Annotated in this window: 30 protein-coding genes and 1 pseudogene; 13 read left to right on the forward strand and 18 right to left on the reverse strand. The window is 48.9% G+C overall.

Annotated features, from left to right (window positions below; translation table 11 throughout):
* Position 1 precedes the first annotated feature (1 nt).
* Genes AMM03_RS11120 through AMM03_RS11140 form a run of 5 tightly spaced genes read right to left on the reverse strand, consistent with a single transcriptional unit; the run spans position 2 to position 4,834 of the window.
* A complete protein-coding gene (locus AMM03_RS11120) occupies positions 2–1,285 on the reverse strand; it encodes a TRAP transporter large permease (RefSeq protein WP_090131639.1) in 1,284 nt (427 codons plus the stop codon).
* A gap of 9 nt (positions 1,286–1,294) precedes the next feature.
* Positions 1,295–1,789, reverse strand: coding sequence for a TRAP transporter small permease (locus AMM03_RS11125; protein ID WP_090131641.1), 495 nt, complete (start codon positions 1,787–1,789; stop codon positions 1,295–1,297).
* 5 nt (positions 1,790–1,794) lie between these two features.
* The gene (locus tag AMM03_RS11130; RefSeq protein WP_228764675.1) at positions 1,795–2,793 is read right to left on the reverse strand and encodes a TRAP transporter substrate-binding protein; all 999 of its coding nucleotides are present in this window, start codon (positions 2,791–2,793) and stop codon (positions 1,795–1,797) included.
* A gap of 26 nt (positions 2,794–2,819) precedes the next feature.
* Complete coding sequence (locus AMM03_RS11135; RefSeq protein ID WP_090131644.1) at positions 2,820–3,695, reverse strand: NAD(P)-dependent oxidoreductase; 876 nt, start codon at positions 3,693–3,695, stop codon at positions 2,820–2,822.
* The gene (locus AMM03_RS11140; RefSeq protein WP_369793709.1) at positions 3,692–4,834 is read right to left on the reverse strand and encodes an amidohydrolase family protein; all 1,143 of its coding nucleotides are present in this window, start codon (positions 4,832–4,834) and stop codon (positions 3,692–3,694) included. The genes AMM03_RS11135 and AMM03_RS11140 overlap by 4 nt, the downstream gene beginning before the upstream one ends.
* Here AMM03_RS11140 and AMM03_RS14405 point away from each other — a divergent pair.
* From AMM03_RS14405 to AMM03_RS11170, 6 genes and pseudogenes are all read left to right on the forward strand, one after another.
* Positions 4,797–4,874 (forward strand): annotated as a pseudogene (locus tag AMM03_RS14405) (GntR family transcriptional regulator); the annotation flags it as partial. The gene AMM03_RS11140 and the pseudogene AMM03_RS14405 overlap by 38 nt on opposite strands.
* A gap of 24 nt (positions 4,875–4,898) precedes the next feature.
* The gene (locus AMM03_RS11145) at positions 4,899–5,363 is read left to right on the forward strand and encodes a GntR family transcriptional regulator (protein WP_228764677.1); all 465 of its coding nucleotides are present in this window, start codon (positions 4,899–4,901) and stop codon (positions 5,361–5,363) included.
* A 1,042-nt stretch (positions 5,364–6,405) separates the two neighbouring features.
* Entirely contained in the window at positions 6,406–6,741 is a 336-nt protein-coding gene (locus AMM03_RS11155) for a hypothetical protein (RefSeq protein ID WP_194942863.1), read from the forward strand.
* A 183-nt stretch (positions 6,742–6,924) separates the two neighbouring features.
* Positions 6,925–8,121, forward strand: a complete 1,197-nt coding sequence (locus tag AMM03_RS11160) for an efflux RND transporter periplasmic adaptor subunit (RefSeq protein ID WP_090131652.1) — start codon at positions 6,925–6,927, stop codon at positions 8,119–8,121.
* Entirely contained in the window at positions 8,118–9,338 is a 1,221-nt protein-coding gene (locus AMM03_RS11165; RefSeq protein ID WP_090131654.1) for an ABC transporter permease, read from the forward strand. Before AMM03_RS11160 ends, AMM03_RS11165 begins: the two co-directional genes overlap by 4 nt.
* Positions 9,339–9,347: 9 nt before the next feature.
* Positions 9,348–10,067, forward strand: a complete 720-nt coding sequence (locus AMM03_RS11170) for an ABC transporter ATP-binding protein (RefSeq protein WP_090131655.1) — start codon at positions 9,348–9,350, stop codon at positions 10,065–10,067.
* 106 nt (positions 10,068–10,173) lie between these two features.
* On the opposite strand, the gene AMM03_RS11175 is transcribed toward AMM03_RS11170, so the two are convergent.
* The 6 genes from AMM03_RS11175 to AMM03_RS11200 all read right to left on the reverse strand — a co-directional run bounded on the left by AMM03_RS11175 (position 10,174) and on the right by AMM03_RS11200 (position 15,914).
* Complete coding sequence (locus AMM03_RS11175) at positions 10,174–11,058, reverse strand: cyanophycinase (RefSeq protein ID WP_194942864.1); 885 nt, start codon at positions 11,056–11,058, stop codon at positions 10,174–10,176.
* Between the two features lie 189 nt (positions 11,059–11,247).
* Positions 11,248–12,048 (reverse strand): energy transducer TonB, encoded by an 801-nt coding sequence (locus tag AMM03_RS11180; RefSeq protein WP_090131659.1) that lies wholly within the window; start codon positions 12,046–12,048, stop codon positions 11,248–11,250.
* 35 nt (positions 12,049–12,083) lie between these two features.
* Positions 12,084–12,626, reverse strand: coding sequence for a rhodanese-like domain-containing protein (locus AMM03_RS11185; RefSeq protein ID WP_228764679.1), 543 nt, complete (start codon positions 12,624–12,626; stop codon positions 12,084–12,086).
* A 57-nt stretch (positions 12,627–12,683) separates the two neighbouring features.
* A complete protein-coding gene (locus tag AMM03_RS11190) occupies positions 12,684–14,663 on the reverse strand; it encodes an AAA domain-containing protein (RefSeq protein ID WP_090131664.1) in 1,980 nt (659 codons plus the stop codon).
* Positions 14,660–15,106 carry a PACE efflux transporter gene (locus AMM03_RS11195; RefSeq protein ID WP_090132095.1) on the reverse strand — a complete coding sequence of 149 codons (447 nt, stop codon included), beginning with the start codon at positions 15,104–15,106 and terminating at the stop codon, positions 14,660–14,662. Before AMM03_RS11195 ends, AMM03_RS11190 begins: the two co-directional genes overlap by 4 nt.
* Before the next feature lie 13 nt (positions 15,107–15,119).
* Complete coding sequence (locus AMM03_RS11200; protein WP_228764680.1) at positions 15,120–15,914, reverse strand: amidohydrolase family protein; 795 nt, start codon at positions 15,912–15,914, stop codon at positions 15,120–15,122.
* Positions 15,915–15,981: 67 nt separating this feature from the next.
* Between AMM03_RS11200 and AMM03_RS11205 the strand changes: the two genes are divergently transcribed.
* The 3 genes from AMM03_RS11205 to AMM03_RS11215 are packed head-to-tail and all read left to right on the forward strand — an operon-like array spanning position 15,982 to position 18,251.
* Positions 15,982–16,971 (forward strand): tripartite tricarboxylate transporter substrate binding protein, encoded by a 990-nt coding sequence (locus tag AMM03_RS11205; protein WP_369793700.1) that lies wholly within the window; start codon positions 15,982–15,984, stop codon positions 16,969–16,971.
* A gap of 53 nt (positions 16,972–17,024) precedes the next feature.
* Positions 17,025–17,738, forward strand: coding sequence for an SDR family NAD(P)-dependent oxidoreductase (locus tag AMM03_RS11210; protein WP_228764681.1), 714 nt, complete (start codon positions 17,025–17,027; stop codon positions 17,736–17,738).
* Between the two features lie 18 nt (positions 17,739–17,756).
* Positions 17,757–18,251: a 2,4'-dihydroxyacetophenone dioxygenase family protein gene (locus AMM03_RS11215; protein ID WP_090131670.1), complete on the forward strand. Its 495-nt coding sequence runs from the start codon at positions 17,757–17,759 to the stop codon at positions 18,249–18,251.
* A gap of 38 nt (positions 18,252–18,289) precedes the next feature.
* On the opposite strand, the gene AMM03_RS11220 is transcribed toward AMM03_RS11215, so the two are convergent.
* From AMM03_RS11220 to AMM03_RS11235, 4 genes are all read right to left on the reverse strand, one after another.
* A complete protein-coding gene (locus tag AMM03_RS11220) occupies positions 18,290–19,267 on the reverse strand; it encodes a Bug family tripartite tricarboxylate transporter substrate binding protein (RefSeq protein ID WP_090131672.1) in 978 nt (325 codons plus the stop codon).
* 137 nt (positions 19,268–19,404) lie between these two features.
* Positions 19,405–20,136, reverse strand: coding sequence for a dienelactone hydrolase family protein (locus tag AMM03_RS11225; protein WP_090131674.1), 732 nt, complete (start codon positions 20,134–20,136; stop codon positions 19,405–19,407).
* Positions 20,137–20,233: 97 nt separating this feature from the next.
* On the reverse strand, positions 20,234–20,728 hold the full coding sequence (locus AMM03_RS11230) for a thermonuclease family protein (RefSeq protein WP_228764682.1): 495 nt from the start codon (positions 20,726–20,728) through the stop codon (positions 20,234–20,236).
* The gene (locus tag AMM03_RS11235; protein ID WP_090131676.1) at positions 20,725–21,078 is read right to left on the reverse strand and encodes a hypothetical protein; all 354 of its coding nucleotides are present in this window, start codon (positions 21,076–21,078) and stop codon (positions 20,725–20,727) included. Before AMM03_RS11235 ends, AMM03_RS11230 begins: the two co-directional genes overlap by 4 nt.
* 50 nt (positions 21,079–21,128) lie before the next feature.
* Here AMM03_RS11235 and AMM03_RS11240 point away from each other — a divergent pair, with 50 nt between their 5' ends.
* A complete protein-coding gene (locus AMM03_RS11240; protein WP_090131678.1) occupies positions 21,129–21,932 on the forward strand; it encodes a 2-keto-4-pentenoate hydratase in 804 nt (267 codons plus the stop codon).
* Between the two features lie 143 nt (positions 21,933–22,075).
* On the opposite strand, the gene AMM03_RS11245 is transcribed toward AMM03_RS11240, so the two are convergent.
* On the reverse strand, positions 22,076–22,678 hold the full coding sequence (locus AMM03_RS11245) for an LON peptidase substrate-binding domain-containing protein (RefSeq protein ID WP_194942866.1): 603 nt from the start codon (positions 22,676–22,678) through the stop codon (positions 22,076–22,078).
* Between the two features lie 22 nt (positions 22,679–22,700).
* On the reverse strand, positions 22,701–23,519 hold the full coding sequence (locus tag AMM03_RS11250; protein ID WP_228764683.1) for a hypothetical protein: 819 nt from the start codon (positions 23,517–23,519) through the stop codon (positions 22,701–22,703).
* 55 nt (positions 23,520–23,574) lie between these two features.
* Between AMM03_RS11250 and AMM03_RS11255 the strand changes: the two genes are divergently transcribed.
* Positions 23,575–24,111, forward strand: a complete 537-nt coding sequence (locus AMM03_RS11255) for a demethoxyubiquinone hydroxylase family protein (RefSeq protein WP_090131682.1) — start codon at positions 23,575–23,577, stop codon at positions 24,109–24,111.
* A gap of 34 nt (positions 24,112–24,145) precedes the next feature.
* Here the strand turns inward: AMM03_RS11255 and AMM03_RS11260 are convergent, their stop codons facing one another.
* Positions 24,146–24,505, reverse strand: a complete 360-nt coding sequence (locus tag AMM03_RS11260; RefSeq protein WP_090131684.1) for a DUF2237 family protein — start codon at positions 24,503–24,505, stop codon at positions 24,146–24,148.
* A 112-nt stretch (positions 24,506–24,617) separates the two neighbouring features.
* On the opposite strand from AMM03_RS11260, the gene AMM03_RS11265 reads away from it, so the two are divergent.
* Both AMM03_RS11265 and AMM03_RS11270 read left to right on the forward strand, forming a co-directional pair.
* Positions 24,618–25,511 (forward strand): oxygenase MpaB family protein, encoded by an 894-nt coding sequence (locus AMM03_RS11265; RefSeq protein WP_090131685.1) that lies wholly within the window; start codon positions 24,618–24,620, stop codon positions 25,509–25,511.
* Between the two features lie 57 nt (positions 25,512–25,568).
* Positions 25,569–25,928: a DUF2076 family protein gene (locus AMM03_RS11270; RefSeq protein ID WP_090131687.1), complete on the forward strand. Its 360-nt coding sequence runs from the start codon at positions 25,569–25,571 to the stop codon at positions 25,926–25,928.
* The last annotated feature ends 37 nt before the right edge of the window (positions 25,929–25,965 follow it).

Below are 25,965 nucleotides of genomic sequence, written 5' to 3' on the forward strand. Positions count from 1 at the left end.
GTTATTGCTGAATGAAATAGCGTGGTACCACGGTGGTGATCCATGGCACATACGTGATTAAGATCAAGGTGCCAACCAACGGCACGTAGAACGGAAGCATTTCTTTTAAGACATCGCGCATCTTTACTTTGGCAATGTCTGCAACCAAATAAAGTGACAGACCCATGGGCGGTGTGACCAAGCCAATCATCAGGTTGAACACAACCACCATGCCAAGATGAACTGGATCGACGCCAGCGGCAATAAGGGGTTTGGCAATGATGGGGGCAATGACCAAAATGGCGGTGGTACTGTCTAAAAACATGCCCACAATTAACAGCATCACGTTCACAATGAAAAGCAATACATAAGGATCTTTGGATACTGAAAGCATTGCTGTTGTAATTTGTTGGGGAATTTGTTCAACTGACAAAATCCAACCAAAGAGTGCTGCAACAGCGACGATGATCAAAATACCCGAGGTGGCTCGAATGGTCTCAAATGCGGCAATACGCAATCCATCTAAGGTGAGTTTTTTGTAGTAGAAAAAGCCAATAAAAACTGTGTAAGCAACCGTAACCGATGCAACCTCTGTCGGTGTAAACCACCCACCCAACATGCCAGCAGTTAGCAAAACAGGCGCCGCAAGTGCAGGAATGGCAGGCCACATGTCAGTCAAGAACTCTTTGGCAGTTGGCCACCTTTCAGCCCTTGGATAGTTTCTTCGTTTGGCCAGCCAGGCCGCGGTTCCCATCAGCATGGCTGTGCAAATGAGTCCCGGCAATATGCCGCCCAGCAAAAGCTGCAAGACAGATGCTCCTGTGACTGTGCCGTAAATGATGAGTGGAATGCTGGGTGGAAAAATGGGACCAATAATGGCCGATGAACTGGTCACTGCACAGGCAAAAGGCACATTGAATCCTTTTTGGCGCATGGCATCAATTTCAATTCTGCCCAGTCCACCAATATCTGCCAGTGCCGAGCCAGAAATGCCAGAAAAAACCAGGCTTCCAAAAATATTGACCTGCGCCAATCCACCAGGTAATCGGCCAACAGCCGTATTTGCAAATTGATAGATGTAGTGTGAAATGCCAGAGCAATTCATCACACTGCCGACAAACAGAAAGACTGGAACTGCAATTAGCGGAAACGAATCCAGGGAGTACAGCATTCGTTGCGCAACAAGATCAACGGGAATTCCATTGATAAAAAGATAGGCCAAGCAGGGGAGGCCAATCGCAAGAACAACCGGAAATCCGAGCAGAAAAAGCGTCAAGAACGAAGCAATTACGAGATATCCAGCCACTGTGCTTCCTTAGGTTAAATTGGTTGTTTTGTCGTTGGCTCGTCCTGTTTGAACGAGGTGAATGAGGACCATCAAGGTTTCCAACGCAAGTAAAAACATGCCCAATGCCAGAGGGGCCATAAAGATGTAAAACGGCATTTCTAAAGTTGCAGTTTGATTCTCTAAATTTCTTGAAATTGTCACGATAGATGCTACGCAAATGGAACCAAAAAATACAATGCCTAAAAATTCAATCAGCATTTGAATGAGCCAGCGTAGCTTTTCTGGCAGCATGGCTTGTAGTTCTTCCATGCAAATTTGTCCGCCATCGCGTGTGACATAAGAAGCCGCTAAAAAAGACAGACAGATTAAAAAGTATCTGGCCAATTCTTCAGCGCCGCTCATGGGGACCCCAAAGACACCGCGCATCACAATTTGCGCAAGCGGCGTTAGGATCAACATGAGCAGCAAGAAGACGCTCAATCCCCGTACGGAGGCTCTGATCAATTCGAGGAGTCGCGTCATCTTGTTTATTTCACGTTACGAATTTCTTCGATGTAAGTTGTCCATTCAGGAAAATCTTTGTTTACTTGGGCCAGTACAGATCTTCTAAATGCTTCTAAGTCAAGGCCATCTTTGCTTTCGACAAAAATCATGCCCTTGGCTTCCAAATCTTTTCTGTATTTCGCTGATGTTTCTTTGTCCCAGTCCAGGGTTTTGCGGCCCACCTCAGCCATGGTGTCTTCCATAATTTTGCGATCAGCGGCCGAAATACCTTGCCAAATCTTTTCATTGACAAACACAGACAAGACAGACTGCATGTGACTTGTCATCATCACGTACTTTTGACCCTCATAGAGTTTCAAATTAAAAATGTTGGGCAAGGGGTTTTCTTGTCCAACCACCAAGCCTGTTGCAAGGGCTGTTGCCAATTCGGACACTTCAACGGGCGTTGCTACAGCGCCCATGCCTGTCAACATGGATGACCACAGCTTGACGGGCACGCCACGGTATTTTTTGCCAGCCATGTCCTTGGGCGACAATACCTTTTCTTTGGAGGTGAGTTGCCTTGTGCCTTGGAAAAAACTACCAACAATTCTCATGCCGCCTTTGTCAACCAATTGCTTGTTAATTTCCTGCAAAGCCTTGGAGCTTCTTGAGTCAGTGGCTCGCAGGCTATGCTCTGGATCACGGTAAACAAAGGGCGTATTGAATACCGCGGTGGCGGGCACAATCTTGCCTAATGACGCAAAATCGTGGTGGCCCATTGCAATGGCGCCTGCTTTAATGCCGTCAACCATTTCACCCACACCCCCTAATTGAGAGTTAGGGAAAACCTGAATTTCAATTCGACCAGCTGTTCTTTCTTTGACAAGTTTGGCAACTTCGTCTGCATAAATGGTTTGCGGCGCGTTGGCAACGCCTACGTGGGCGTATCGTAGTTTTGTTTGGGCAAATGCTGAGGTACATGCCAATGAACTTGCAAAAGCAAGTGCCAAGAACATTGAGCTTTTCAATTTGAACTTCATAGTTGTCTCCTTTTGGGTTGCAGAAATTAACGTTGAATGACTTTAAGAATGGCGCTGGTGTCTAGCTCGGAATGACCCATTTCAATCAAGATGCGGTAGAGGGTCAGTGCTTGCGATGTCATGGGAACGGGCACCTTCAAATCGGTTGCATAGCTGTTGACCATTTCCAAGTCTTTGAGCAGTTGCCTGGCATAGCCGCGCGGTGCAAAATCGGCAGCCATCATTCGTGGGAAAATTTGCTGCATCAACACGCCGTCAGCATGGCCACCCGCTAAAGCTGTTGGAATTAAATTGGCGTCGATGCCCGATTTTTTGGCAATAGACACCGACTCTGCAATCACAGCATGCAAGCACCCCACAATTAGTTGGTTGAGCGTCTTGGCAACCAAGCCACTGCCGGGCGGACCTATCAGGGTTAATTGCCCCGAAATTGTCTTTAACAAATCTTCATTTTTTGAGTATTCATCGGGCAGTGCGCCCAGCATGACTGTTAAGTTGCCGCTGGCTGCCGCAGCGGGGCCGCCCGATACAGGTGCATCCAACCAAGCGCAGTGGGTTTGGTTTCTAAATTTCTTGATTAATTCACATCCTTCAATTACAGGATTGGTCGAAAAATCAATCACGCATTGTGTGGCATCAACTACCTTAGCAATACCGTTCTCTCCAAACACTACGTCTTTGATGGCTGTGAAGGTTGGCAAATTAAGCAGAATTACTTGGCCGGACTGTGCTACAGATTGTAAATTTGAATGTGTGACAACGCCTGCGCTTTGAGCCTTTGCCATCTGGTCTGGATGGATGTCGTAGCCATGTACTTCATAGCCATTGCTTATTAAGTGTTTGGCCATGGGGAGTCCCATTAAGCCCAAGCCGATGTACGCAATAGTGGGTCGGCTGTTCATACGAGTCCCATGTCGTATGTTCGGATGGCGTTAAGTCTGAACAGTTTGTCTTGTTCGCCAACGGTCAGGTCCGAGACCATTTCCTCGAACCCCGTGAATATTTCTTCATAACTTGCACATATTTTGTCAACCGGGAAATTGCTGGCGAACATGCACCGATCAATGCCAAATAAATCGATCAGGGTTTTAACAATATGCCCGTTGGCTTGCGCAGTCCATCGGCTGTTTTGAACACCAATGCCTGAAATTTTGACTGAAACATTGGGACAATAACTGACCATTTTCATGGCCTTCGACCAAGCTTCAATACCTTCTGTGCTTCTATCGGCTGGCAATCCTGAGTGATTGATGATGATCGCGGTATTGGGGTAGGCTTGAGCCAATGACTGTGCTTCATGCATATGCCACCAAGGCGTTTGCAAATCGAAACGCAAGCCAAATTTGTTAAGTGCTTCGAACCCTTGACGCCAGGCTTTGTCCATCATGCCGCCTTCTTCAGCCATGCCAGGCTTGGCATTTGCTTTGGGTTTGTGGCGGATGCTCTTCACGAAATCGAAGGTACTTTGAAATTCTAATTTCTGCGCCGCATCAATGTCATTCAAGCGGACATGCATGACTGCAACGGTGGGGAGTGCTTGTGATTGACGAAGTTCATGAATGTATTGAACTTCCCCTTTTGAATCGCTTGGATCCCATTCTGTTTCTACGTAAACCGAACCTTGTATTTGGTATTTATTTGAGTCGTGAAGGTAATCCGTCATCAAATAGTTCTTCTTGATGGATTCGTAGCTGCCGTATCTGAAAGCGATAGGCGGTTCATCACGCAGCCAAGGATGGTAGTTTTTTGACAGATCCCAGAAGTGATGATGGGCGTCAACGATCAATCGTTTGGCAGGATGAAGCGCAGTTGCGGTGGACATCAAATAAATTGGTAATCTGTAATTACGGATTGCAGTATAGTGAATCTCGTAGAATTCACAATATCCGTTAATACCCTCAGTTTTTGAATTGCAGCCAATGGCCAACATGGACCCAATCGCCCGAACCTCTTTGCATTCAGAGGTCACAGCCCGTTTGAGAAGTTTGATTGTGGAATCCCAAATCAAGCCTGGTGAAAAGGTGCCGGAGTTGGAAATCAGCAAGGAACTCGGAGTTTCCAGAACGCCTATTCGCGAAGCATTGAAGGTCTTGGCCTCAGAAGGCTTGGTTGAGCTGCTGCCTTTGCGGGGGGCCGTGGTCAAGTCATTTAGTCCAAAAGATGCTGCCGACATGCTGGAGGTGATGGGCATGCTCGAAAGTTTTGCGGCCCAAAAGGCTTGTAAGGCGGATCAAAAGCGCATTGACCATGTGCTTGCCATGCACGAGAAAATGAAGACCTTGTTTGTTAAAGGCAAGCGACCAGAATATTTTGAATTGAATCAAAAAATACACGACGCGTTGGTTGAAATGTCCGGAAATGAATCGTTGATGATGGTTCACAGCATTCTCAGTAAGCGTATGCGCAGCTTGCGCTACAGTGGCAACAGCACACCAGATAACTGGCGAGGTGCGTTAGAAGATCATGAAGAAATTGCGACGGCCCTTAGAAGGCGCGACATGAAGGCGATTAAGAAAGCCGTGAATGATCACTTTTCAAACACGATTCAAAGAGTTGTTAAGAAATCTTAAAAAATCAAACTTGAATCAAGCAAATTGATTTGAATTTTAATTTCACAACCATACTACTTCTATACTACTTTGAGTTACCAGAACGCAGCTAAGTCAATGAATTCATTGAGGAAAGTAGTGGTCTAAAGGAGTCTTCACACTGCAGGGGTCACAAGTTCGAAACTTGTACTGCCCACCAAAACCTCAAAAAGCGCTTACGAACATTCGTAAGCGCTTTTTTTTACATTCAGATTAGCACTAACCGCCCACACTGCTCTGGTAGATTGATCACTGTTTTTCAGCATTCCCCGGTAACAATAGTGGACAAGGCATTCTTGTCATATCGACTTGCGGACCAGTTGCAATATGCTTATACAAATGCAAGCCCTGCAAGTGCTGACTATGTTGGTCAAAGTATTCAAGCTTTAGTGCAATGGCTCAAGGTCGAATCAAACGGTTGCAGTCTGCAGCTAGAACTCACTCATACCCAGACAAAGCAACTGAGCTGGCTGTCTGCGCGCTCTGTGATCGCCCCATCCCTGCAGCTTTAAGAGACGCACATCATTTGACGCCCAAATCCAGGGGTGGTGTTGAGACAGTTTTTTTACACCGCGCTTGTCATAAGCAAGTTCATGCTTTGTTCACAGAAACCGAATTGGCCCGTCAATACGCCAGCACACAAGCCCTTCAAGCACATCCTGAAATCGCCAAGTTCATTCAATGGGTTCAGGACAAACCAAGTGATTTCAATCCACCGACAAGACGCAGTCGCAGTAAGGGAAGGTTCTGATGTTGGAATGCATAACTAAATCTACATGACTATGAATAATTTTGAGATACCTGACGATCAATTGATTCATCGTTTATGGCAAGAACTTTCGCGTGCTCCCCACGACAGGCATCACGAATGGCGTGCCCCTACACTGGCCACACAAGGCCTTGGCAATAATGGTCCCCAGGCACGAACCGTGGGGTGCTCAGGCAAGCGGATGCGCCTGCGTATAACCTGCGTGTCTTCACAGATGCACGTTCTCCGAAATGTGCAGAACTTGTGGCGCAACCCATGGCTCAATTGACCTTTTGGAACAAGCGGCTCAATTGGCAGTTGCGTGTGTCTGCGCTAACCACCGTTGAGCTAGAAGGCGAGCAAGTCAATGCCGCTTGGGAGCGCATCAAGCAATCGCCCTCTCGTGCGGACTATTTGAGTGCTTTGCCACCCGGACACATTCAATCGACTTGCGAAGGCTCAGCTCTCAAGTCCTCAGAGTCTCTGTCCGAGCATCATTTGGCTGTCTTGAATTTCAAAGTCACTTCGATGGATTGGTTGGCATTGAGCGCAAATGGTCATCGCCGCGCTATGCTGACCCCAGATGGCTTGTTGACCCGATTGGTTCCATGAGTCCAGGTACTTGTTGATTGGCCCACACCAGGATCACATCAATCGAGCTTGGTGAAGCTTAAAGTTAATTCATGAGCTAAACCCTAAGTTGACATAGGTCAACTGTTTCACTTTGTAAAAACAGAGAATAAGTCTTTGCTTTTAAAGAGCAAATGAATGACTCAATTTGTATTGTGAAAGCTCATGAAAATTTCCTCTCTGCTTAGCTCAAAACAGCTTTATGTGCTCTTGAGCGCCTTGGTTTTGATCGCTGGTATGGTGTTTGTCGTATTTCGCCTAGGACCTTTAGCGCCGGTCAAAATAACGACCATTCGCGTAGAAAACAAAACTTTAACCCATTCTATTTTTGGTATTGGTGTTCTAGAAGCTCAACAAACATGGCTCCTTGGCCCTCTGTCAGCGGGTCGAGTTTTGCATATTGATGCCAAGGTTGGACAGCATGTCAAAGCAGGGCAGTTGCTTGCCGAAATGGACCCCTTGGACCTCGATCAGCGGCTTGCGTCGCAAGAAGCCGCGTTGGCCAAAGCTTTCAGTTATTTGGACAATGCACAGGCCCAAAATGAAGATGCGCAATCGCGTCAATCAGTTGCAGCACTCAATTTGGCACGACAAAAAGAACTTGCCCGTCAAAACTTTATCAGCCAAGGGGCACTCGAAATTCGAGAGCAAGAACTCATTTCAACCCATGCAGCCTTGAAAATAACAAAAGCAAACCTGGCATCAGCCGCACAAGATATTCAGAAAATACAGGCAGACAAACAGGCTGCTTTGTTACAAAGAAATTCGATGCGCCTTGTAGCCCCTGCAGATGCAGTGGTCATCAGTCGCGACGCAGAAGCTGGAAGCACAGTGGTTGCCGGCCAGGCTGTTTTGCGATTGGCGCAGCCCAACAGCCTATGGGTCAAAATGCGAGTTGACCAAGGTCGATCGCAAGGCCTGGCCATTGGCGTGCCAGCTCAAATTGTTTTGCGTTCCAATCCGCACCAGTCTTTGAACGGCAAAGTGGTGCGTGTTGAATGGCAGTCCGATGCCGTGACAGAAGAGCGAATTGCACAAGTGGCATTTGATCAATTGCCCCCTAATTTATCGATGGGTGAAATGGCAGAAGTGACCCTGAGCCTAAAACCATCCACGCCAGCTTTAAGCGTTCCTCAAGCCAGTGTGCAGCAGTATCAGGGGCGAACGGGTGTTTGGAAAGTAGATGGCAAGCAACTTACCTTTTCCGATGTCATTTGGGGCGCATACAGCCACGATGGTTGGGTTCAGGTTGTCAGTGGTTTAAAGCAGGGCGATGAGGTGCTTGTTTACAGTGAAAAAACAATCAAGGCCACCACTCGATTTCAAATTGTTGATGCACTGATCAAGAAGCCCCAGTCATGATCAGCTTGGCCGCACGCGATATCAGGCACAACTGGGCTAAGTTTTTACTCACGGGCATTGGCCTAGGACTTTTGATCGGTGTCACCCTCACCATGGCTGGGGTGTTCAGGGGCATGGTGGATGATGCACAAGCCTTGCTCGAAAACAGCGGTGCAGATTTGTGGGTTGTGCAAAAAGACACGCAAGGGCCTTATGCTGAATCTTCAAGTTTGAAGGACGACATATTGCGTGGGGTGGCTGGTATGCCCGGCGTGTCTCAAGCTGCCAACATTACCTACTTTACGATGCAAGTTAGTCCGTTGAAGGCGCAATGGGCGCAAAACGAGCAAGAAACTCGCAGCATGGTGGTAGGCATTGAACCTGGCATGCCACTTTTACCCGGTCAGCCTACACACTTGGTAGATGGTCGTCATCTGAATCAAAGCCACTACGAGGCTGTTGTTGATTTAAAAACAGGCTTTCGCGTGGGTGATCAACTTCAAATTAGGCGACATGTTTACCGGGTTGTAGGTGTGACGCAAAGGATGGTGTCCTCTGGCGGCGATCCTATGGTTTTCATTCCACTGAAAGACGCACAAGAAGCGCAGTTTTTAAAGGACAACGATGCCATCGTCAACGATCGACTCCGAACGTCTCTCAATCCAAGCTTCAATCGTCCTTCAGTGCCTGGCTTGCTTGAGTCTGTGCAAAATTTACAAACCAGCAGTCGAAATGTCAATGCCATATTGGTTCGCATTGCGCCAGGCTTGGACCCACATTCAGTAGCCGAGCCTATCAGACGTTGGAAACACCTGACGGTTTATACCCGTGCAGACATGGAAGAAATTTTAGTCAAAAAACTAATTGCGACGTCAGCAAAACAAATTGGCATGTTCCTCGTCATTCTTGCCGTTGTGAGTGCTGCCATTGTGGCCTTTATTATTTACACCATGACGTTGGGCAAGATCCGAGAAATTGCAGTCCTCAAATTAATTGGAACCCAAAACCTCACTATTGCTTGGATGATTTTGCAGCAGGCATTAGGACTTGGCGTTATTGGTTTTGTTGTGGGCAAGATTTCTGCAACCATTTGGGCACCCATCTTTCCAAAGTTTGTGTTGCTCTTGAATCAAGATGCCGTGCTTGGTTTTGCGCTCACCATGCTCATTTGTGCGCTCGCTAGTACCTTGGCAATTCGAGCAGCCCTAAGCGTCGACCCCGCTCAAGCCATTGGTTAAGGACAAACAATGACGACTGCTCAGGGGGGTATCAAAATTGAAAATTTGCGCAAGGTTTATGGCCATGGCGACACGGCTGTGGAAGCTTTGAAAAACGTCAACATGTACGTTGCTCCCGGTGAAGTCGTTGGGCTGGTGGGGCCTTCTGGCTCTGGCAAAAGCACTTTGTTAAAGTGCTTGGGCGCCATCATTGAGCCAAGCTCTGGAAAAATGACGCTCGGTGACGAACTTATTTATGACAACGGCTGGACACTGCCAGACTTGCGTGCTTTAAGAAGAGATCGTATTGGATTCGTTTTTCAGGCTCCCTATCTCATTCCATTTTTGGATGTGACTGACAACGTCGCTTTGTTGCCGATGTTGGCCGGTGTTTCCAATGCGCAAGCGCGTCAACGCGCGCTAGAGCTGCTAGGCGCGTTGGATGTGGCGCATCGCGCCAAAGCCGAGCCGTCGCAATTGTCTGGGGGGGAGCAGCAACGCGTTTCCATTGCCAGAGCGTTGGCCAACCGTCCGCCCGTCATATTGGCGGACGAACCCACTGCGCCACTGGACAGTGAAAGAGCTTTGGGGGTGATGCGCATTCTGAATGCCATGGCAAAGCAAGCCAATACCGCCATCATTGTCGTTACGCACGATGAAAAAATTATCCCTACCTTCAAGCGCATCTATCACATTCGCGATGGGGAGACGCATGAGGAAATGGGTGAGGGTAGGACCCTTGATCTATGACGTGGAAATTTAGAAGTCCATCGGTAATGCGCCCCTTTTGCGAAGGAGTCAGAAGTAGAAACCTTATGCAGCAAGGGCAGATTCTGATGTTTCATAGGTTTAAAATTTAAATTCGAGCAGGACCTGGCAACACCAAGTAACTGATGGCATTCATAAGTGATGCGATTCTTTTTTCCTCAGCTCTAGGAATTTTTGCAGAGTACCTACTTCCGCTAGGTAGTAAATGCATTTTGACGCCAAGAAGTTCCAACTTTTCTTGGGCTTCAATTTGATCGTAATTTGAAATCATTTCTCTGCCATCCAAAATAGTGACAGCGCCGGCACCAATCACCTCAATGGACTCATTGACCGTAATTACCAGTCCTGTATTTTCGTCAATGCCTACCCCAAGCAAGTCAGGTCTTTGGGCCAACGCAGATAACAATCTAGTAAGGCGCCTTCGCTGAGAAAAATGCTGATCAATGATGGCCATACTGACTAAGCCTAAGCCAATATCAAAAGAAACAACATCTTTTTCTGTGATGATCGGCGCCTGACCTTGAGCGATCATTTGACGGGACATGACTGCAGCGCCTGCGCTTGTCCCAGCAATACAAATACCCTTGATGTGGAAAACTTGGTGAATTGCGCGAAATGCTGGTGTCTCCCAAATCTCTGCCATTAATCTATTTTGGTCACCACCTGTCATGAAGATGCCGTCAGCTGAAAGAATATTCGACACCACATCGGGGTTGTGAGCGTCTTCTCGAGATAAAAGAGCGATAGGTTCAATGTTAGTTGCACCAAGATTTTTAAAAGCATTTGAATAACTTGCCCAAACTGAAGCTGGCTCACTGCTTGCTGCAAGAATAAATTTCAGCTTTGCATGGATGCCACCAGATAATTCGATGAAGTTTCTTAAGATCTCCTTCTCATTTTGACGATCTTCAGCCCCCCCAATAATGAGCAACTTTCCGTTGACTCGGTTGTTGCCTTCAACGTGTGGCAGCATAGAAAATAAGCCCGCTGCCGCGGAAAATTGAACAAGCGATCGTCTGCTAATTCTCTTTGAAATCATGGGTGCTTAGCTGTCTGGTTTAAGAATGAACTGTTGGTTTTTTGAATGATGACTCTCTATGTAACGAATTGCAAGTAGACAACAGATTCAAATCAATGCAGCTTAACTTCGTCAATGGTTTGGCTACTTTGTGTCTTTGCCCCATCCCCATTGCTCCATTGCGCGCCTGTCCTTGGCCATTTCGGCATCAATCGAGTCTTTAGGCAGTTGACGTAAACATTCTTCCATTTCTTTAGGATCCAACTTAGTCGCAACGGGTGGCTCCTCTCGCGTTTGTGGCGAAGTGCCATCCCAAACAAATGGATTTCTAAATGCAGGGGGATCTGGCAAGCAGTCATCTCTGTAGCTTGGCACGTCGTTGAATGCGAAGGGCGAGAACGCAATCGTTTTTTCAAACATGAGGGGTTTGCCTGTGGGCGTTGCTGGCAGCTTTGGCAAGCTTGCAATAGCTTTTCGTGCAAGTTTCTCAGCGACAGGTGAGGTCGACCAAAGTGTTTCCAATTTGGTTAGGGTTCCATCTGGTGCAATTTCAATTCTGAATCGTACCAAGCCCTGGTCGGGTCCTTCCACCGCTGTACCCATCATGCTGCGCACTTGCTGGCCCCAACTGTGTCGGTAGCCTTTGCTATTTCTGTTGGTGTATTGGGCTGCAAAGGCCCACTCATCTGCTGTGGGTGGCGGAGGGGCAGCCATGCTGGCAGATTTTTTGGCCGATTCGGTTTCCGTGGCTAACGATTTTGGTTTAGCCAATACATCGCCAGCGGGCAATGTAATTAGACGAGCTAAGACAATCTGTTCTTTGAGTGGAGGCTTTGTCTTGGTGAGTTTAGTAAATTGAACATTGCCTAGCAGAACAAATACCAAAACGTGCAATGCCGAACTGAGCGCAAAAGCCTTGGCATTCAGGTTACTGAGTGAAAACATTTCTAACTAGTTTGTAGCAGCACTCGACTGCTAATTCAATGTCGAGGCAAGGCACCTGCAGCTTTGGCATTGGCGTCTAGACCCCCCTTCGATTTCCATTCAGAAATACCGCCTTGAAGAATGCGGACATTGTCCCAACCAGACACTCGCAATGCAAAACCAGCCTGAGCTGAAAGGGTTCCAGTGTTGCAATAAATGAGCACTAGTTTATTTTTAGGAATTTTTTCACTTTGAGCCATGATCTGACGCCATTCAATGTTGACAGCTCCAGGAATGTGCTCTTTTGCAAATTGAGCACCTTCGCGAACGTCAATAACCATCATCTTGGCATACTCACTTTTTGGAATCTGTTCAGCAAAGATGGTGCCGCCGCCATAGTCGACAAACTCTAAGTAAGCTGAGATTTCATCGATGATTTTGGCCTTCTCGTTGGCTGCTGCAGGTGCTATTGCCAGAAAAAAGGCCAAAACGAAGTAAAGATGTTGTTTCATACCGCACTTTAAATAAGTAACGACTGATATTATTGCCCAATCAACTTTCAAAGTGTTGGAATTCAACGTTGTGAAGTTCACTTTCATCACTCGTTTTTATATTTGAACCTAGATTTTAGGCTAACCAAGCATTTGAATCGCTTGCTAAGCGTTCAACCGGTAACCACCAGTTCGCTTGACATAAGCCAGCAAGTCCGAGAAAAAGGGATTGCTGCAAAGTGTGGAGGCGTCTCCCACCATAAGCAATTTGCGCCGAGCACGGGTCATTCCCACGTTCATGCGGCGAATATCAGACAGAAAACCAATCTCGCCAAATGGGTTGCTGCGGGTTAATGAAATGGCAATGATGTCTCTTTCCTGGCCCTGAAAAGAATCAACAGTACCCACGCTCAGATGGCGTTGCAATATCAAATCGTTAAGCGCAGCGTTGTCTTCGATGCAATCTCTCAAATAATTAATTTGAGCACGGTAGGGTGCAATCACACCTACGGTAAGCGGTTTGTTGTGACGTTCGCCATGCGCATAAGGCGCTAACAACTGTTCAAGGCGACTGATGAGTAAGTTGGCTTCGTCGGGATTGGCTGTCGATCGAGTTTCAGGCATGGCGACCTCTAAAAATCCGCAGCCCGCTGTGTCTAAAAACTCAACAGGTAAATCATTTTCGAAACACGGATCGTAAGCCGCCAATCCTGCATGACACACGCTCGCATGCGCAGTCAATTGGTTGCCGTAAAACCTGTCTGAGCTAAATGCCATGATGTGCTCGTGCATGCGGTATTGCACATTCAACATGCGGGCTGTGTTCGGCTGTCGCTGAATGCATTTCTCAAAAAGGGTTTCGCGCAAACCTTCTTGCGCCGCTTTTTCAGACTTCACCGTAGGCGGCAGTTGATGGTGATCGCCTGCCAAAACAACGCGCTGTGCCCTGGCAATCGCAATCCAGCAACCTGGCTCCAAGGCTTGCGCGGCCTCGTCAATGAAAACCGTCTCAAAGCTCAGTTGTCGGATGTTGCGGTTGCTTGCGCCCACCAGCGTGCAGGTAATGACCTGCACTGTTTCTAGAACATCCTCAGTAATGAAGCGCTCCAAATCATCGGCAGTTTGACGCAACGTCCGCGCTTCCTCCCTTAGCCATTGACGATGGTGACGCGCTTCGATGCCAAAGTCGCGCACATACTCATTGGCTGTCTCGCGATGCTGTTCGGCGGTTTGGCGCATCGCATGCATCTTGCTGTAACTGGGGTGGGCCATTACACCTGCATCGAGGGTGTGTTTAAGCAGCAGTTCTGAGACACGGCTGGGATTGCCCAAGCGAATGACGTTAACACTGCTCTCGGCTAACTTTTCTGTCAGCAGGTCAACCGCCGTGTTGGACGGTGCACACACCAACACGCGCCGCTCACGCCGGGTTGTTTCTAAAATGGCTTGTACCAGTGTTGTGGTTTTGCCGGTACCGGGAGGGCCGTGAATGATGGCAACGTCTTGTGCTGTGATCACATGGCGTACAGCAGCCAGCTGGGAATCGTTGAGCGCGCTGGGATAAAAAAGGTCGTCGCTTTTGTGTTCTCGATAGCTGGCTTGCTTGGCGCCCATCAGCACGTCGCGCAGATGGGCCAAGCGGTTGTCGTGTGCGCCCATGACTTCTGTCAGGGCTTGGTTCATCTCGCGGTAGCTCACTTCGTCGAAGGTGAGATCAATCCCCAGCGTACCTCCTTCCGTGACCCAGTCAGGAAGGGTTTCTTTGGAGGTTGTCAGCGTGAGCTTATTGCGCCGCATACTTGTAATAACGCCGCTAAGCGCGGGGCGATCATTTGCCGAATGGCCAGAGGCATCGCCAAAAAGACAAGCGTTCTTGCCCACTTGAAACAAGTGAAGTTCTTGTCGGTGCGCAGGTCGCTCCAGTTCCAGCATCACCTTGCCGCCAAACCCAATGTCCTCTTGCGTGATGGTGACGGGATACCAAGCTAAGCCACGCTTTCTTCGCTCCTTGATGCTGGCATCGGCATTTTTTAGTTTGAATTGGGCTTGGTCTTCCTTTTGCTCTAATTGCATGAGCGCACGCACATTGCGCAATTCTTGTTGAACAGCGCTGGGGGAGGTGAGGGTGGGTTCTTGGTCAGTCAAAGTACTTTGGCTGAGTCATTTGTAGCCGCAGCGGATGAGGGCAGCCCAAACACCCGATCAAAGCACCAAGTAAAAGAAAAGGTATAGGCTAAAAAGAAAATGTTCAAGCCAAGGTTGAGGGCGAATGAACGCAAATAACTGATCTCAAGCCACCATGCTGCAATGGGCAGCAGCACCACCAAAAACCCAATCTCAAAACCAACCGCGTGCAGCACGCGACGTCCAAAGCCGCGACCTCGCGTCAGTCGTGTGGCTTCCCAGCGCTCGAACAGGCTGTTGTACACAAAGTTCCAGCTGACAGAAAAGAGTGATCCGAAAACAGCCAATGCACCGGAGCGTTCAAGGCTGCTGTCACTGAAGCTAAAAAAGCCCAGTGTGCCGAACAGAAGTGCGAGTGTCTCGTAGGTGGCAACGTAAGTGATCTTGCGTTTTGTGCCTTGCAAATTCATATTGAAGCTAGCCCCAGTAAAGCTTCATAGGGTTGGCCCACAAAACGTGTTCAAAGATGTTTGCCGGTATCCAAGCATGTGCTTGCTCAATAAGGGCGTTAAAGTCAGCGAATGCTTCATGGTTGGTGCACGGCCAGTCACTTCCCCATAGCAGTGCTTCGGATCCTAACTCGTTTAGCAGCAGCGTCGCTAGCTTCGTTGAATCTACTTGGCCTAAGCGATAGGCACCACTCAATTTGACGTAAACAGGGGCTAAGTTCGCCCGATGTTTGATAGACAAAATTGTCGGGTCATCCGATGCGGCCTCTGACGGTTTTGCCATGTGGTCTATTACAAGGGCGATGTCAGATGGCAGTTGTTGAAGCACGCTAGGCAGTTTTCCCTGATCGGTATGGATCTCAAGGTGCCATCCCATCGAGTTGATTGCCTGCCATAGGCGATCGGTTTGAGTCCATTCAGAAATGTCGTGAGGGGTACCTGCCAAATTCAGACGAATGCCGCGTACGCCAGCATCGTGAAGCACTGTTAACGTCTCTAAGCTGACATCCGGACTAACCACAGCAATGCCGCGCAACATGTCTGGGTGGGCTTTAAGTGCTTCGACCATGAGCTGGTTGTCAGTGCCTAAAAAACTGGGTTGCACCCAGACGCCTCGCGTGATACCGACCTGTTGGGATTGTTGTGTCCAGTCGGCTAGCAGAGCGTTGTATCGGGGCACATACCTAGCGCCTTCAGTGGCTACACCCGCTTTAAAGACGTGGAAATGGGTATCAACCCCATTTTTCAACATTGAGAAATTCATACAATGCATTCTAGTTGGGTGGCTTGGACATCTGCGCCATACCGCACCTATTCTCTGGAGACTTTCAATGATCAACTTTGCACATCGTCAAGCTTTGCGGCTGATGACCTTGGCCGCTATTACCGCTTGTGTGGGCGCTCCGTCTGTGATGGCGCAAGCGGCATACCCAACCAAGCCAATTACACTCGTTGTGACCTATCCGCCAGGGGGTGGTGCAGATGCCATGGCCAGGCTCATAGGCCCCAAAATGGGCGAAGCACTGGGTCAAACCGTCGTCATCGAAAACAAACCTGGTGCGGGTGGTCAAATTGGTGCTGCCGCGGTGGCAAAGGCTGCGCCTGATGGTTACACCCTGATGCTTGATGCCTCTTCTTTTTCTGTCAATCCCTCGCTTTATCCCAAGCTTCCCTACGACAGCGCCAAGGCCTTTCAGCCGGTGGGCGTCATTGCTTTGTTTCCCAATGTGGTGCTGGTCAACGCAAATTTCCCGGCTAAAAACATTGCCGAACTGATGGGGGCCGCTGGCAAGTCAAAGAACGCAGTGTCGTTTGCATCCTCAGGTAATGGTTCCGCCCAACATTTGGCCGGTGCCTTGTTTGAGTCTGCAGCCAAAGTCGACATGGTTCACGTACCCTACAAAGGCGGCGGTCCTGCGCTAAACGATGTGATCGGCGGCCAAGTGCCTTTGTTTTTTGGCAACCTGGCTTCTACGTTGCAGCACGTTCAATCTGGCAAGCTCAGAGCGCTGGCCGTGACCTCAGGCACTCGTTCCCCCATCCTGCCCGATGTGCCTACCTTGAGCGAATCAGGATTGAAGGGCACTGAAATTTACGAATGGAATGCGGTCTTTACACCGGCCAACACGCCAGAGCCTGCGATGAAAAAACTGGCGGCTGCATTTCAACAAGCGCTCGAGTCACCTGAAGTCAAAGCGCGAATTGCACAACTGGGTGGCGAAATTCAAAAAGGCAACCCCGAGCAAGCCAAGAAATTCATTGATCAGCAATCCAGCCTTTGGCAGCGTGTGATCAAGGAACGAAATATCACGTTAGAGTAATTTGCTGCTTGAGTTGATTGGTCAACAATTTGAAGTTAAAAGGAATGCGCCACATGGTCCGTCAAGTATTCATCACAGGCGCTACCAGCGGTATCGGTGAAGCCATTGCGCAAGCCTTTCAAGCTGAAGGCGCCCAAGTTGTGGCAACAGGTGCTACCGAGCTAGAAGTTGAAAATGCATCCAAAAAATCTGCCAATGCCGGCATTGATTTTCGGGTTCTAGATGTTCGCGATCTTTCGGCCGTTCAAGGCATAGTGGGCTCTTTGGCCGAGATCGATGTGGTGGTCAATTGTGCTGGCATCATTCAACGCTCAGTCGAATTAGAGCCCGAAGCTTTTGCCCGCACCATCGATATCAACCTCAATGGCACCATGAGAGTTTGTGCTGCAGCACGTGAGGGGCTGAAGGCTCGCCGCGGTTGCATTATCAATACGGCATCCATGCTCAGCTTTTTTGGCGGTGGTTTGGTGCCAGGTTACAGCGCTAGCAAAGGCGGCGTTGCGCAGCTGACCAAATCCTTGGCCATTGCGTATGCAGATGATGGCATTCGCGTCAATGCGGTTGCTCCCGGATGGATTGCCACACCCTTAACGCAAGCTTTGCAAGACGACCCTCAGCGGTCTGCACCCATATTGGCGCGAACGCCTATGAAACGATGGGGTACGCCTGCCGATGTAGCAGGGCCGGTGTTGTTTTTGGCCAGCCCGCAAGCTCAGTTTGTCACAGGGGTTGTGTTGCCTGTAGATGGTGGCTATTTAATTTCTTAAACCAGAAAGATTCGAGCGATGACTCCCATTACGCAGCATCCAGGCATCAGAGCTGAAATTGCCGTTCAGGCCATTCCAGACGACGAACGTGTTTGGGTGCCTCAAGCCCCCGATGTTTGGTTTAGACCCTTGCTCATGAACACAGTTACTGGAAGCTGGTGCAATCTGTTGCGGGTGCGCAAGTCTGGCGTTCTGTCACGACACATCCACCCGTCATGGGTCACTGGCTATGTCATCAAAGGCGCCTGGCGCTATTTAGAGCACGACTGGGTGGCCAAGGCCGGCTCGTTTGTCTATGAGCCGCCAGGTGAAATTCACACCTTGGTGGTTGATGAGGTGGTGGGCGAGCCAGAAATGATTACTCAATTTAATATTCATGGCGCCATGATTTACCTTGATGACAAAGGTCAGACCACGGGCTATGAAGATGTGTTTACCAAGATCGAGATGTGCCGAAAACACTACACCGAGGTAGGCCTCGGGGCTGATTACATCGATCAGTTCATCCGATAAAAAATGGGGCCTAGGGCCCCATTTTTTTGGTTATCGGCTTAGTCGGCCGTAATTTTTTTCTCACGCACCAGCTTGCCCCATTTGTCTGATTCCTTCTGCATGAAGCTGGTGAGTTCAGCTCTGGTTGAAGGTGCGCCAGACAGGCCTAATTTGGTGAGTGCGTCCTTGGTGCTTTGATCGTTGAGTACTTTGACAATCTCTATATTCCATTTGTCCAAAATGGGCGAGGGCACTTTGGCAGACGCTAGGAAGGCATACCAGTTGAGCGCTTCAAAGCCAGGGTAGCCCGACTCGGCCACGGTGGGTACATTGGACAGATAGCTTGGACGGGTGAGGCCCGTGGTGGCAATAGCGATTAACTTGCCAGACTCAACGTGCGGAATGGAGGTGGGAGGTGCAGAAAAATAACCAGAGAAGCGGTTGGCCAAAAGATCTTGCATGGCCGGCGCGCCGCCCTTGTAGGGAACGTGCAGCATTTCTGTGTTGGTACGAATGGCAAACAATTCACCCGTTAGGTGAGAGGCTGATCCAGCGCCAGTGGAGGCAAAGGAAACGGTGTCTGGTGCTTTCTTGGCCAAGGCCACAAAGTCAGCCAAATTTTTGATGCCAGATTCTTTATTGACCACCAACATGTTGGGAAAGTTCACACCGCCAGAGATAGGCGCCAAATCTTTGAAGGGCTCATAGCCGATTTTCATCATGTGAGGTGCAATGGCCATGGGGCCAATCGAACCCAGCAAAATGACTGAGCCATCGGATACGCCGTTGGCGACTTGCTGGTGCACGATGTTGCCGCCAGCACCTGCCTTGTTTTCGACAACGACGTTTTGTCCGATGTTTTCTGTGAGCTTTTTGGCAATTAAACGGGCTGCGGCATCGGCGGCGCCACCGGGTGCAAAGCCAACAAACAAAGTGACCGGACGCTTTGGCGGGAAATCTTGCGCACTGGCCAAGCTGGGCAAGAACAGGGCAGTGGTGGCTAAAGCGATGGCACTGAGTAAGTAGCGTTTGTTCATGAAAGCTCCGTTAACTGGGTGTTAAATGGTCACAGCCTGCATGGCAGGCTGTGAGGATGCACAGAGTTTAACTTCGCACGTCTGGCAACTTGATGATCCTTGCCAGTTCGACTTGAAGTTTGTTGATCTGACTCCAATTATTTCAGGGTGCGACCAAACAAATCAAACAGTCGCTCCCAGTGCCGCTCTGCAGCTTGCGCGTTGTACATACCGGCACGCTGTGGAAACACAAAGCCGTGCTCCACTTTGGGATACCACTCAATTCTGAATTTTGACGTGGCTTGCAGCAGGGAAGACTCCAATTTTTGGATATCTGCTGGCGGTGCCCATTTGTCAATTTCTGCGCACGCAAAGTAGCTTTCGCATTTAATTTGCGGTGGCATGAGGTGAGGTGAATCGGGTGCGTCGGTGGCCATGTTGGCACCATGAATGGAGGCAATGCTTTGAAACCGGTCTGGAAACTGTGCGGCAATCCACATCACGATAGGCCCACTCATGCAGTAGCCCACAGCGCCAATTCTTGATTGATCTGCCATGGCATGAGTGTCTACAAACTTCAGCATGGCCGCCGTGTCAATTTGGCTGGTGGTAGCGTTTAAAGACGCCATGTGTGCAAACATCACCTCCATGGCTTCGGGTGTGCGCTCTTTCAAATAAAAATCGCGGCTTCTTCGGTAGTACAAATTGGGTAGCACCACAAAGTAGCCTACGCTGGCCAGTCTGCGTGCCATGTCGTGCAGCTCTTCGCGCTTGCCTGGTGCATCCATGTAGAAAAACACAACCGGATGCGGACCGTTTTCTTCGGGGAAAACAACGAAGGTATTCATAGATCCGTTGGCGGTTTGAATTTCAATGTTTTCTTCGATCATTTCGGTCCTTTCAATTGCACATCATGTTGCCACACAGGCAGGGCGCATGTCTATTAAAACGAATCGGGATCTTTGTAAAAAGATCATCCTAAAGTTATCATTTTTGATTGGCTTGTTTTCTGAAGTCCCAAGGCGGCGTTGGAGACTTGTCTTTCCAAATTCCAATGGACTCTGCTTGAGCTTTTTTTTCAGCTTGTGCGTATTGTTCCTGGTCTTGTTTGGGTTGCTCGTTGGCATATTGCTTGTAATGCCAGGCCATGCCCCGCTTAACTTGCTCAAGGCAAATATCGGTGTTGTCAAGCATTAGCTTGCCAACAACTCGGCCATATTTGTCTTTCTTTTGATAATCGACGGCCACCTTTTTTCCGTGAACCATTTCATGCAATGACTGCTTTGACTGATTGCCAAAAGCTTGAGCCCTTTCAGGGGCATCAATGCCTTGTAATCTGATCTTGTGTTGGGTTTTCTGCTCGTCCAGTACCGTTACCGTGTCGCCATCGGCCACGTTGACAACCTTGCCTTGCAATGTGGCTGCTTGAAGTTGGCAGCTTACAAACAATAAAACGGCAGAAAAGAAAATGCTAGCGTTCAAAATAATTTTACGGCTTCGTTGATTCGCATACCAATGTTAAGTCCCATCGCTTTGGCCAGTGCGTTGGTGCCAGATACAACGCCGTTGTCGTACCCGTCTTGGGCATCGCCAATGCGAGCAGACAAGTGGGAATAACAGGCGCAAGGAACGTTGTGCGCTTGCAGCATTTCTAAAGCAAGCTTGCCAGCATTGTCCTTTCCGCCACCAGCATCGTTAAAGAAAACGCAGCTTGGTTTTTGGCTTAAAGCGATGACAAATTCAGCAGCCGAACGGCCGCCGTGTGAGCCGGATATCACGACGGCGTTGCAGTGTTCGTTGCGAAGGTGGGCAATTGAGTCGAGTAAAAACAATTGTGATTTGACCTCAATTAAATTTAAACTAGCAAAAAAGGAGTGTTTAGATGACCCCCGAGACTTTGCTGCATCATATCGATCACGGCACGCTTTGGCCAGTTGCTGAGGTGGCGAGTATTCCTGATGACGTTGCGTTGGCATACCAAAAGGCCTTGCAGGTTCGAAAACTCAGAGAGGCAAGGGGAGAGATTCCTAAGGGCTTCAAGATTGGTTTTACCAACCGAAGCATTTGGGAACGTTATCAAGTGTTTGAACCTATCTGGGGAACGGTGTGGAATACAACGCTCAGCTTTGCTAACGATACTAGTGAAAGTCATGTGGATATTTCGAAGATGTGCCAACCCAGGTTGGAGCCAGAATTGGTTTTTGGAATGCGCTGCACACCGTCCGAAAACTTAACGCTTCAAAGTTTGTATGAGTCTATTGAATGGATGGCCAGTGGCTTTGAAGTGGTTCAGTCCCACGCCGAAAACTGGAAGTTCAAAGTGGCCGATACCATTACCGACAGCGGCTTGCATGCCAAGCTGGTTGTGGGCAAGCCAATCAACATCAAAGAAGTTGCTGACAATGGCGATGATCTGCACAGCTTGCTGTCCGGTATGTTTCTCGAACTGATGCAATCTGGCCAGAGCATAGAAAAGGGTGCTGCTGCAAACGTACTAGACAGCCCCTTGATGGCGCTTCTCTATTTCATGAAAGCCCTCAGAAGCTGCCCTGGTGCGCCAGACGTTCAAGCCGGCGATGTGATCACCACTGGCACTTGGACCGACGCATGGCCTTTAGAAAAAGGACAACACTGGCAAAGCCGTTACGACACACCACTGACAGGCTTAAATCTGCAGGTCAAATAAATGGGGTCAGATCAACATTAATTTCTAATCATTGAGGGCAGAGGCAGAGGGGGGCTGAACGATTTCTGGTACTCCAGTATGAGGAAGCCCCCCTCTGCCTCTGCCCTCAATGATTGACCAAATTAATGTTGATCTGACCCCATTTATTTTTCTTCAATCAGCGAGGCAACTGCTTCCATTCTTTTCAAGGGATCTGATTCGCTCAAGAGGGTTAGCTTTACTTCGGCTTCAAGCGGCATGGCTTCTGCATAGCGATTGGCCAACCATCCGCATTGGTCCAAAAGGTAGGGCGCATAAATAGGCAGCCTGTCAATCACGCCTTGCTTTTGGGCAGAAGCAATGACTTTGCCCAATCGATCGGCATGCGCTTGCAAATGGGGTGGCAACTCAACTTCTGGGTCTTGCGGTAGGTATTTAACCCGGCCTTGCCAAACACCCAATGGACCTGGAGCGACAGACTCAAGTTCAAAACGCAAGCCCCCTTGACACACCACCCTGAAAAAATTGGGCTGCACTTGTTCAAACTCACGAATGTGCGCCATGCAGCCGTACTGGTGCAGAGAAGGTTCCTCGCCTGGCACTTGAATCTCTTTACCTGACCTTATCCAAGCCACACCAAAAGGTGTTTGATTTTGATGGCAACGCTTCATCAAATCCAAATATCGCACCTCAAAAATCTGAAGTTGCAACATGCCATCTGGAAAGACGCCGTGTGAGAGCGGAAAAAGGGGAATTGAATCGGTCATGCGGTGAAAGGCGTTAAACGGGTCAGTTAGGCTGCACAGACGCCAACCACAAATCATCAATGTGACTCAATTTGGTCGCGTCAAAGTTTTCTAACTGCTCCCAGTATTTGCCAGAAGTACACATGTATGCAAGGGTTTTTTCTGTAGACAACGCCTCAGCAACCTTGACTGAATTGAGTCTTGAGTTTTGCTGCGCAAGCAAACTCTTGCAAATATCAGCACCCACCAATTCATGCCTTGAAACTCGGGGAAACAACAATCGAGATTCAGGCAATTCAGACAAATTGACCACCGCACAATTCAGAGTATTGGCCATGGCCATGAAGCGCACCGACTTGGCCTCTAGCGATTGCAAAGTAATATCGGCCCGCAAAGGATCTGATGTGCCGTGTCCATAAAAATGATTGCTTTCGCCCACTGTTGCACCATAAATCATGTCGCATCCTATAAAGGCAATGAGGTCTGGATTTAGGGCGCCCAAGGTCCAATAGGCTGCCGTGAATGCCATAGTGCCCCCGGCATAGACAAAGCCGCCCAACTTATTTTGCTCTGGTACAAATTGAGCGGCGTCAATCAGCTTTTGATTTTCTTTGAGGGGATTCTTAGGTAAGCGTTCTGGCAAGAGATCTTCGGGGTAGACCAGGTGGTCCCATTCGGGGGTAATTTGCCACGAATTGTTGATGGCGACGCGGTAATTGAATGCCGATAAATTCCAATCTTTGGCCAACATAGCATCGGGTGCACTGCCAATCACTAAGGCCATGACGGGAGGCTTTGCTTGTGTGATTTCTTTCACCGTTTCAATGACCTTCTCGGCTGTATGTTTTTGAAAATAAAGCACATTTCAGCGAGCTTCTTTTTGAAGTTTTGATTTTCCTACAAGATATGACTTTTTTATGACCACCGCAGCATTGTCCATTCACCTTCAACGTGAACTCCGCTCAGATCACGCGGGTGAATTGGGCGCGGTCTTTATTTATCGTGGCATGCAACAAGTTGCCAAGTTGAAAAATGACAAAGCGCTCATGGCTTTTGCTGAAGCCCATGGCGAAACCGAAGCCAAACATTTGGCGGCCATTGAAACATGGCTGCCTGCATCTCAGCGCAGCATGCTGTTGGTGCCTTGGCGCATTGCAGGCTGGTTAACAGGCGCATTGCCTGCATTGTTCGGCAGTCAAGCCGCTTATGCCACGGTGGCCTCTGTTGAAACCTTTGTGGATCAACATTACCAGCAGCAAATTGATCACATTCAACTGAATGGCGGCGACGCCCAGTTGCTGGCTTTGTTGAAAGAATGCCAAGCTGACGAGCGCCATCACCGTGACGAAGCGGCCAGTTTGGCTGACAATGCTTCCCATTTTTTTATCCGAGCTTGGTGCTGGCTGGTGGGCACAGGCTCAGCAGGCGCGGTGGTGTTGGCCCGCAGAATTTAATGGATCAACAAATCTGAAGTGAGTTTAAGGCTGATCAATGAGCTTGCTGTAATTGCGCCAGGCTAACAAACTCAAGTGCTTTCTGATTCGTGCACTCCAAAATAACAGGCGGCGCAACCCCTGCCTCATAAGCCTCTTTCCATCTCAAAGCGCACAAGCACCAACGGTCGCCCGCTACCAATCCTGCAAATCTGTATTCAGGTCTGGGCGTGATCAAATCGTTGCCGCGCTTCAATGAAAAATCTAAAAATGCCTGGGTCACTTTGGCGCAAATGACATGGCTGCCGTGGTCGTGTTCATCCAATTTGCAGCAACCGTCTCTGTAATAACCTGTGAGTGGATCATACGAACAGGGAACGAGCTCATCGCCGAAAACATTCAATTGTGTCGTCATCGCTTTGATTCCTTGGGTCTGGCGTTTTGGTCAGTATAAGAATTACCTTAGTCATTGCATGGAGTTGGGTTGTTGTTTGGGTCAATGTGGCGCTGCACCGTAGAATTTCCTGGTGCTGCAAAACATCCAATCCATCCTCAAACCTATCGCTTTTGAAGCCATCGGCAAGGGGCTTCAAAATATCACGGGTGCATCCTCTTCTTTGGACGCATTCAAAATGCCCGTGGGCGACCCCGGCCTGTATGGCCCTCAGTCGGTGGTGTGGAAAGTGCACGCCGATTTTTCGGCCATGATGGTGGGAGGCTTGTCTTCCTTGATGATTCAGGCCTTGCACCCACGCGCATTGGCCGCCGTTTGGGACCATTCCAATTTTAGGGAGCAGCTAAAAGCCAGGCTAGGGCGCACGGCTTTGTTTGTGGCTTCCACCACGTACGGCAGTGTAGAGATGGCAACCCAAAGCATTGCGCGAGTGAATGCCATTCACGCCAAAATACAAGGGATCGACCAGCTTGGGCAACCCTACAAAGCCAATGAACCCGATCTTCTCAGGTGGGTTCACTTGATAGAAACGGTGTCTTTTCTGAATGCCTATCAACACTTGGCTATGCGTCCCTTGTCCGCTGCCGACTGCAACCGTTATGTGGTGGAGATGAACAAAGTAGGGGAGATGTTGGGTGCGACCAACTTGCCCACCACCCTGCAAGATGTGCTGCAAGCCATTTCAGAATACGAACCTGTACTGAGTTTTGACCAACGCACGCGCGAAACACTTCAGTCAATTGAAAACTATTCTGTCGGCATCACAGAAAAACCATTCTTTGCCCTGATTCTGAAATCGTCTTTTGACATCATGCCCCATTGGCTATTGCAAAAACTTCAAAGAACCCCCGATGGCTGCCTGCAAACCAACGCGCGAAGAGTGGCTTTGCAAATCGCTTCGCAACCTGTTCAATGGATGTTAGATGAGCAGGGCGTCAGTGCGGTGGCCAAAGCCAGAATGGTTTGACCCGTTAGGTGTTGCCATCCAAAATAAAAGCCTTACTTCATTCAGAAAGATCTGCTCATGAACGTTCAAGAACGCGATCAACTGCTGCAATTTTTGGCATCGCTCAGACAAACCCCCATCAAGTCAAAAGACGTTCTAGCCGATAGCATGATTCGTGATGCGCTGGGCCATCAACCTGACGCACTGTATCAATTGGTGCAGCGAAGCATGGCCCTGCAATTGGCCTTAGACGCCGCCTTGAACAAGCTCAAAGAACAAGAATCCCTCCAAGAACCTGTTCAATCCAAACCCCACCCCGCCAACTGGGGCGCCGGCCTCTTAACCCAAGTAGGCACAGTTGCCGCAGGCACAACCTTAGGTGTCGTAGCCGCAGGATTGCTTGTAGACGATTTTTTGCTGGACGACCTCTTCGAATAAATTGGGTCAGATCAACATTAATTTCTAATCATTGAGG

Source organism: Limnohabitans sp. Rim11 (assembly GCF_001269365.1).
Classification (GTDB): domain Bacteria; phylum Pseudomonadota; class Gammaproteobacteria; order Burkholderiales; family Burkholderiaceae_C; genus Limnohabitans_A.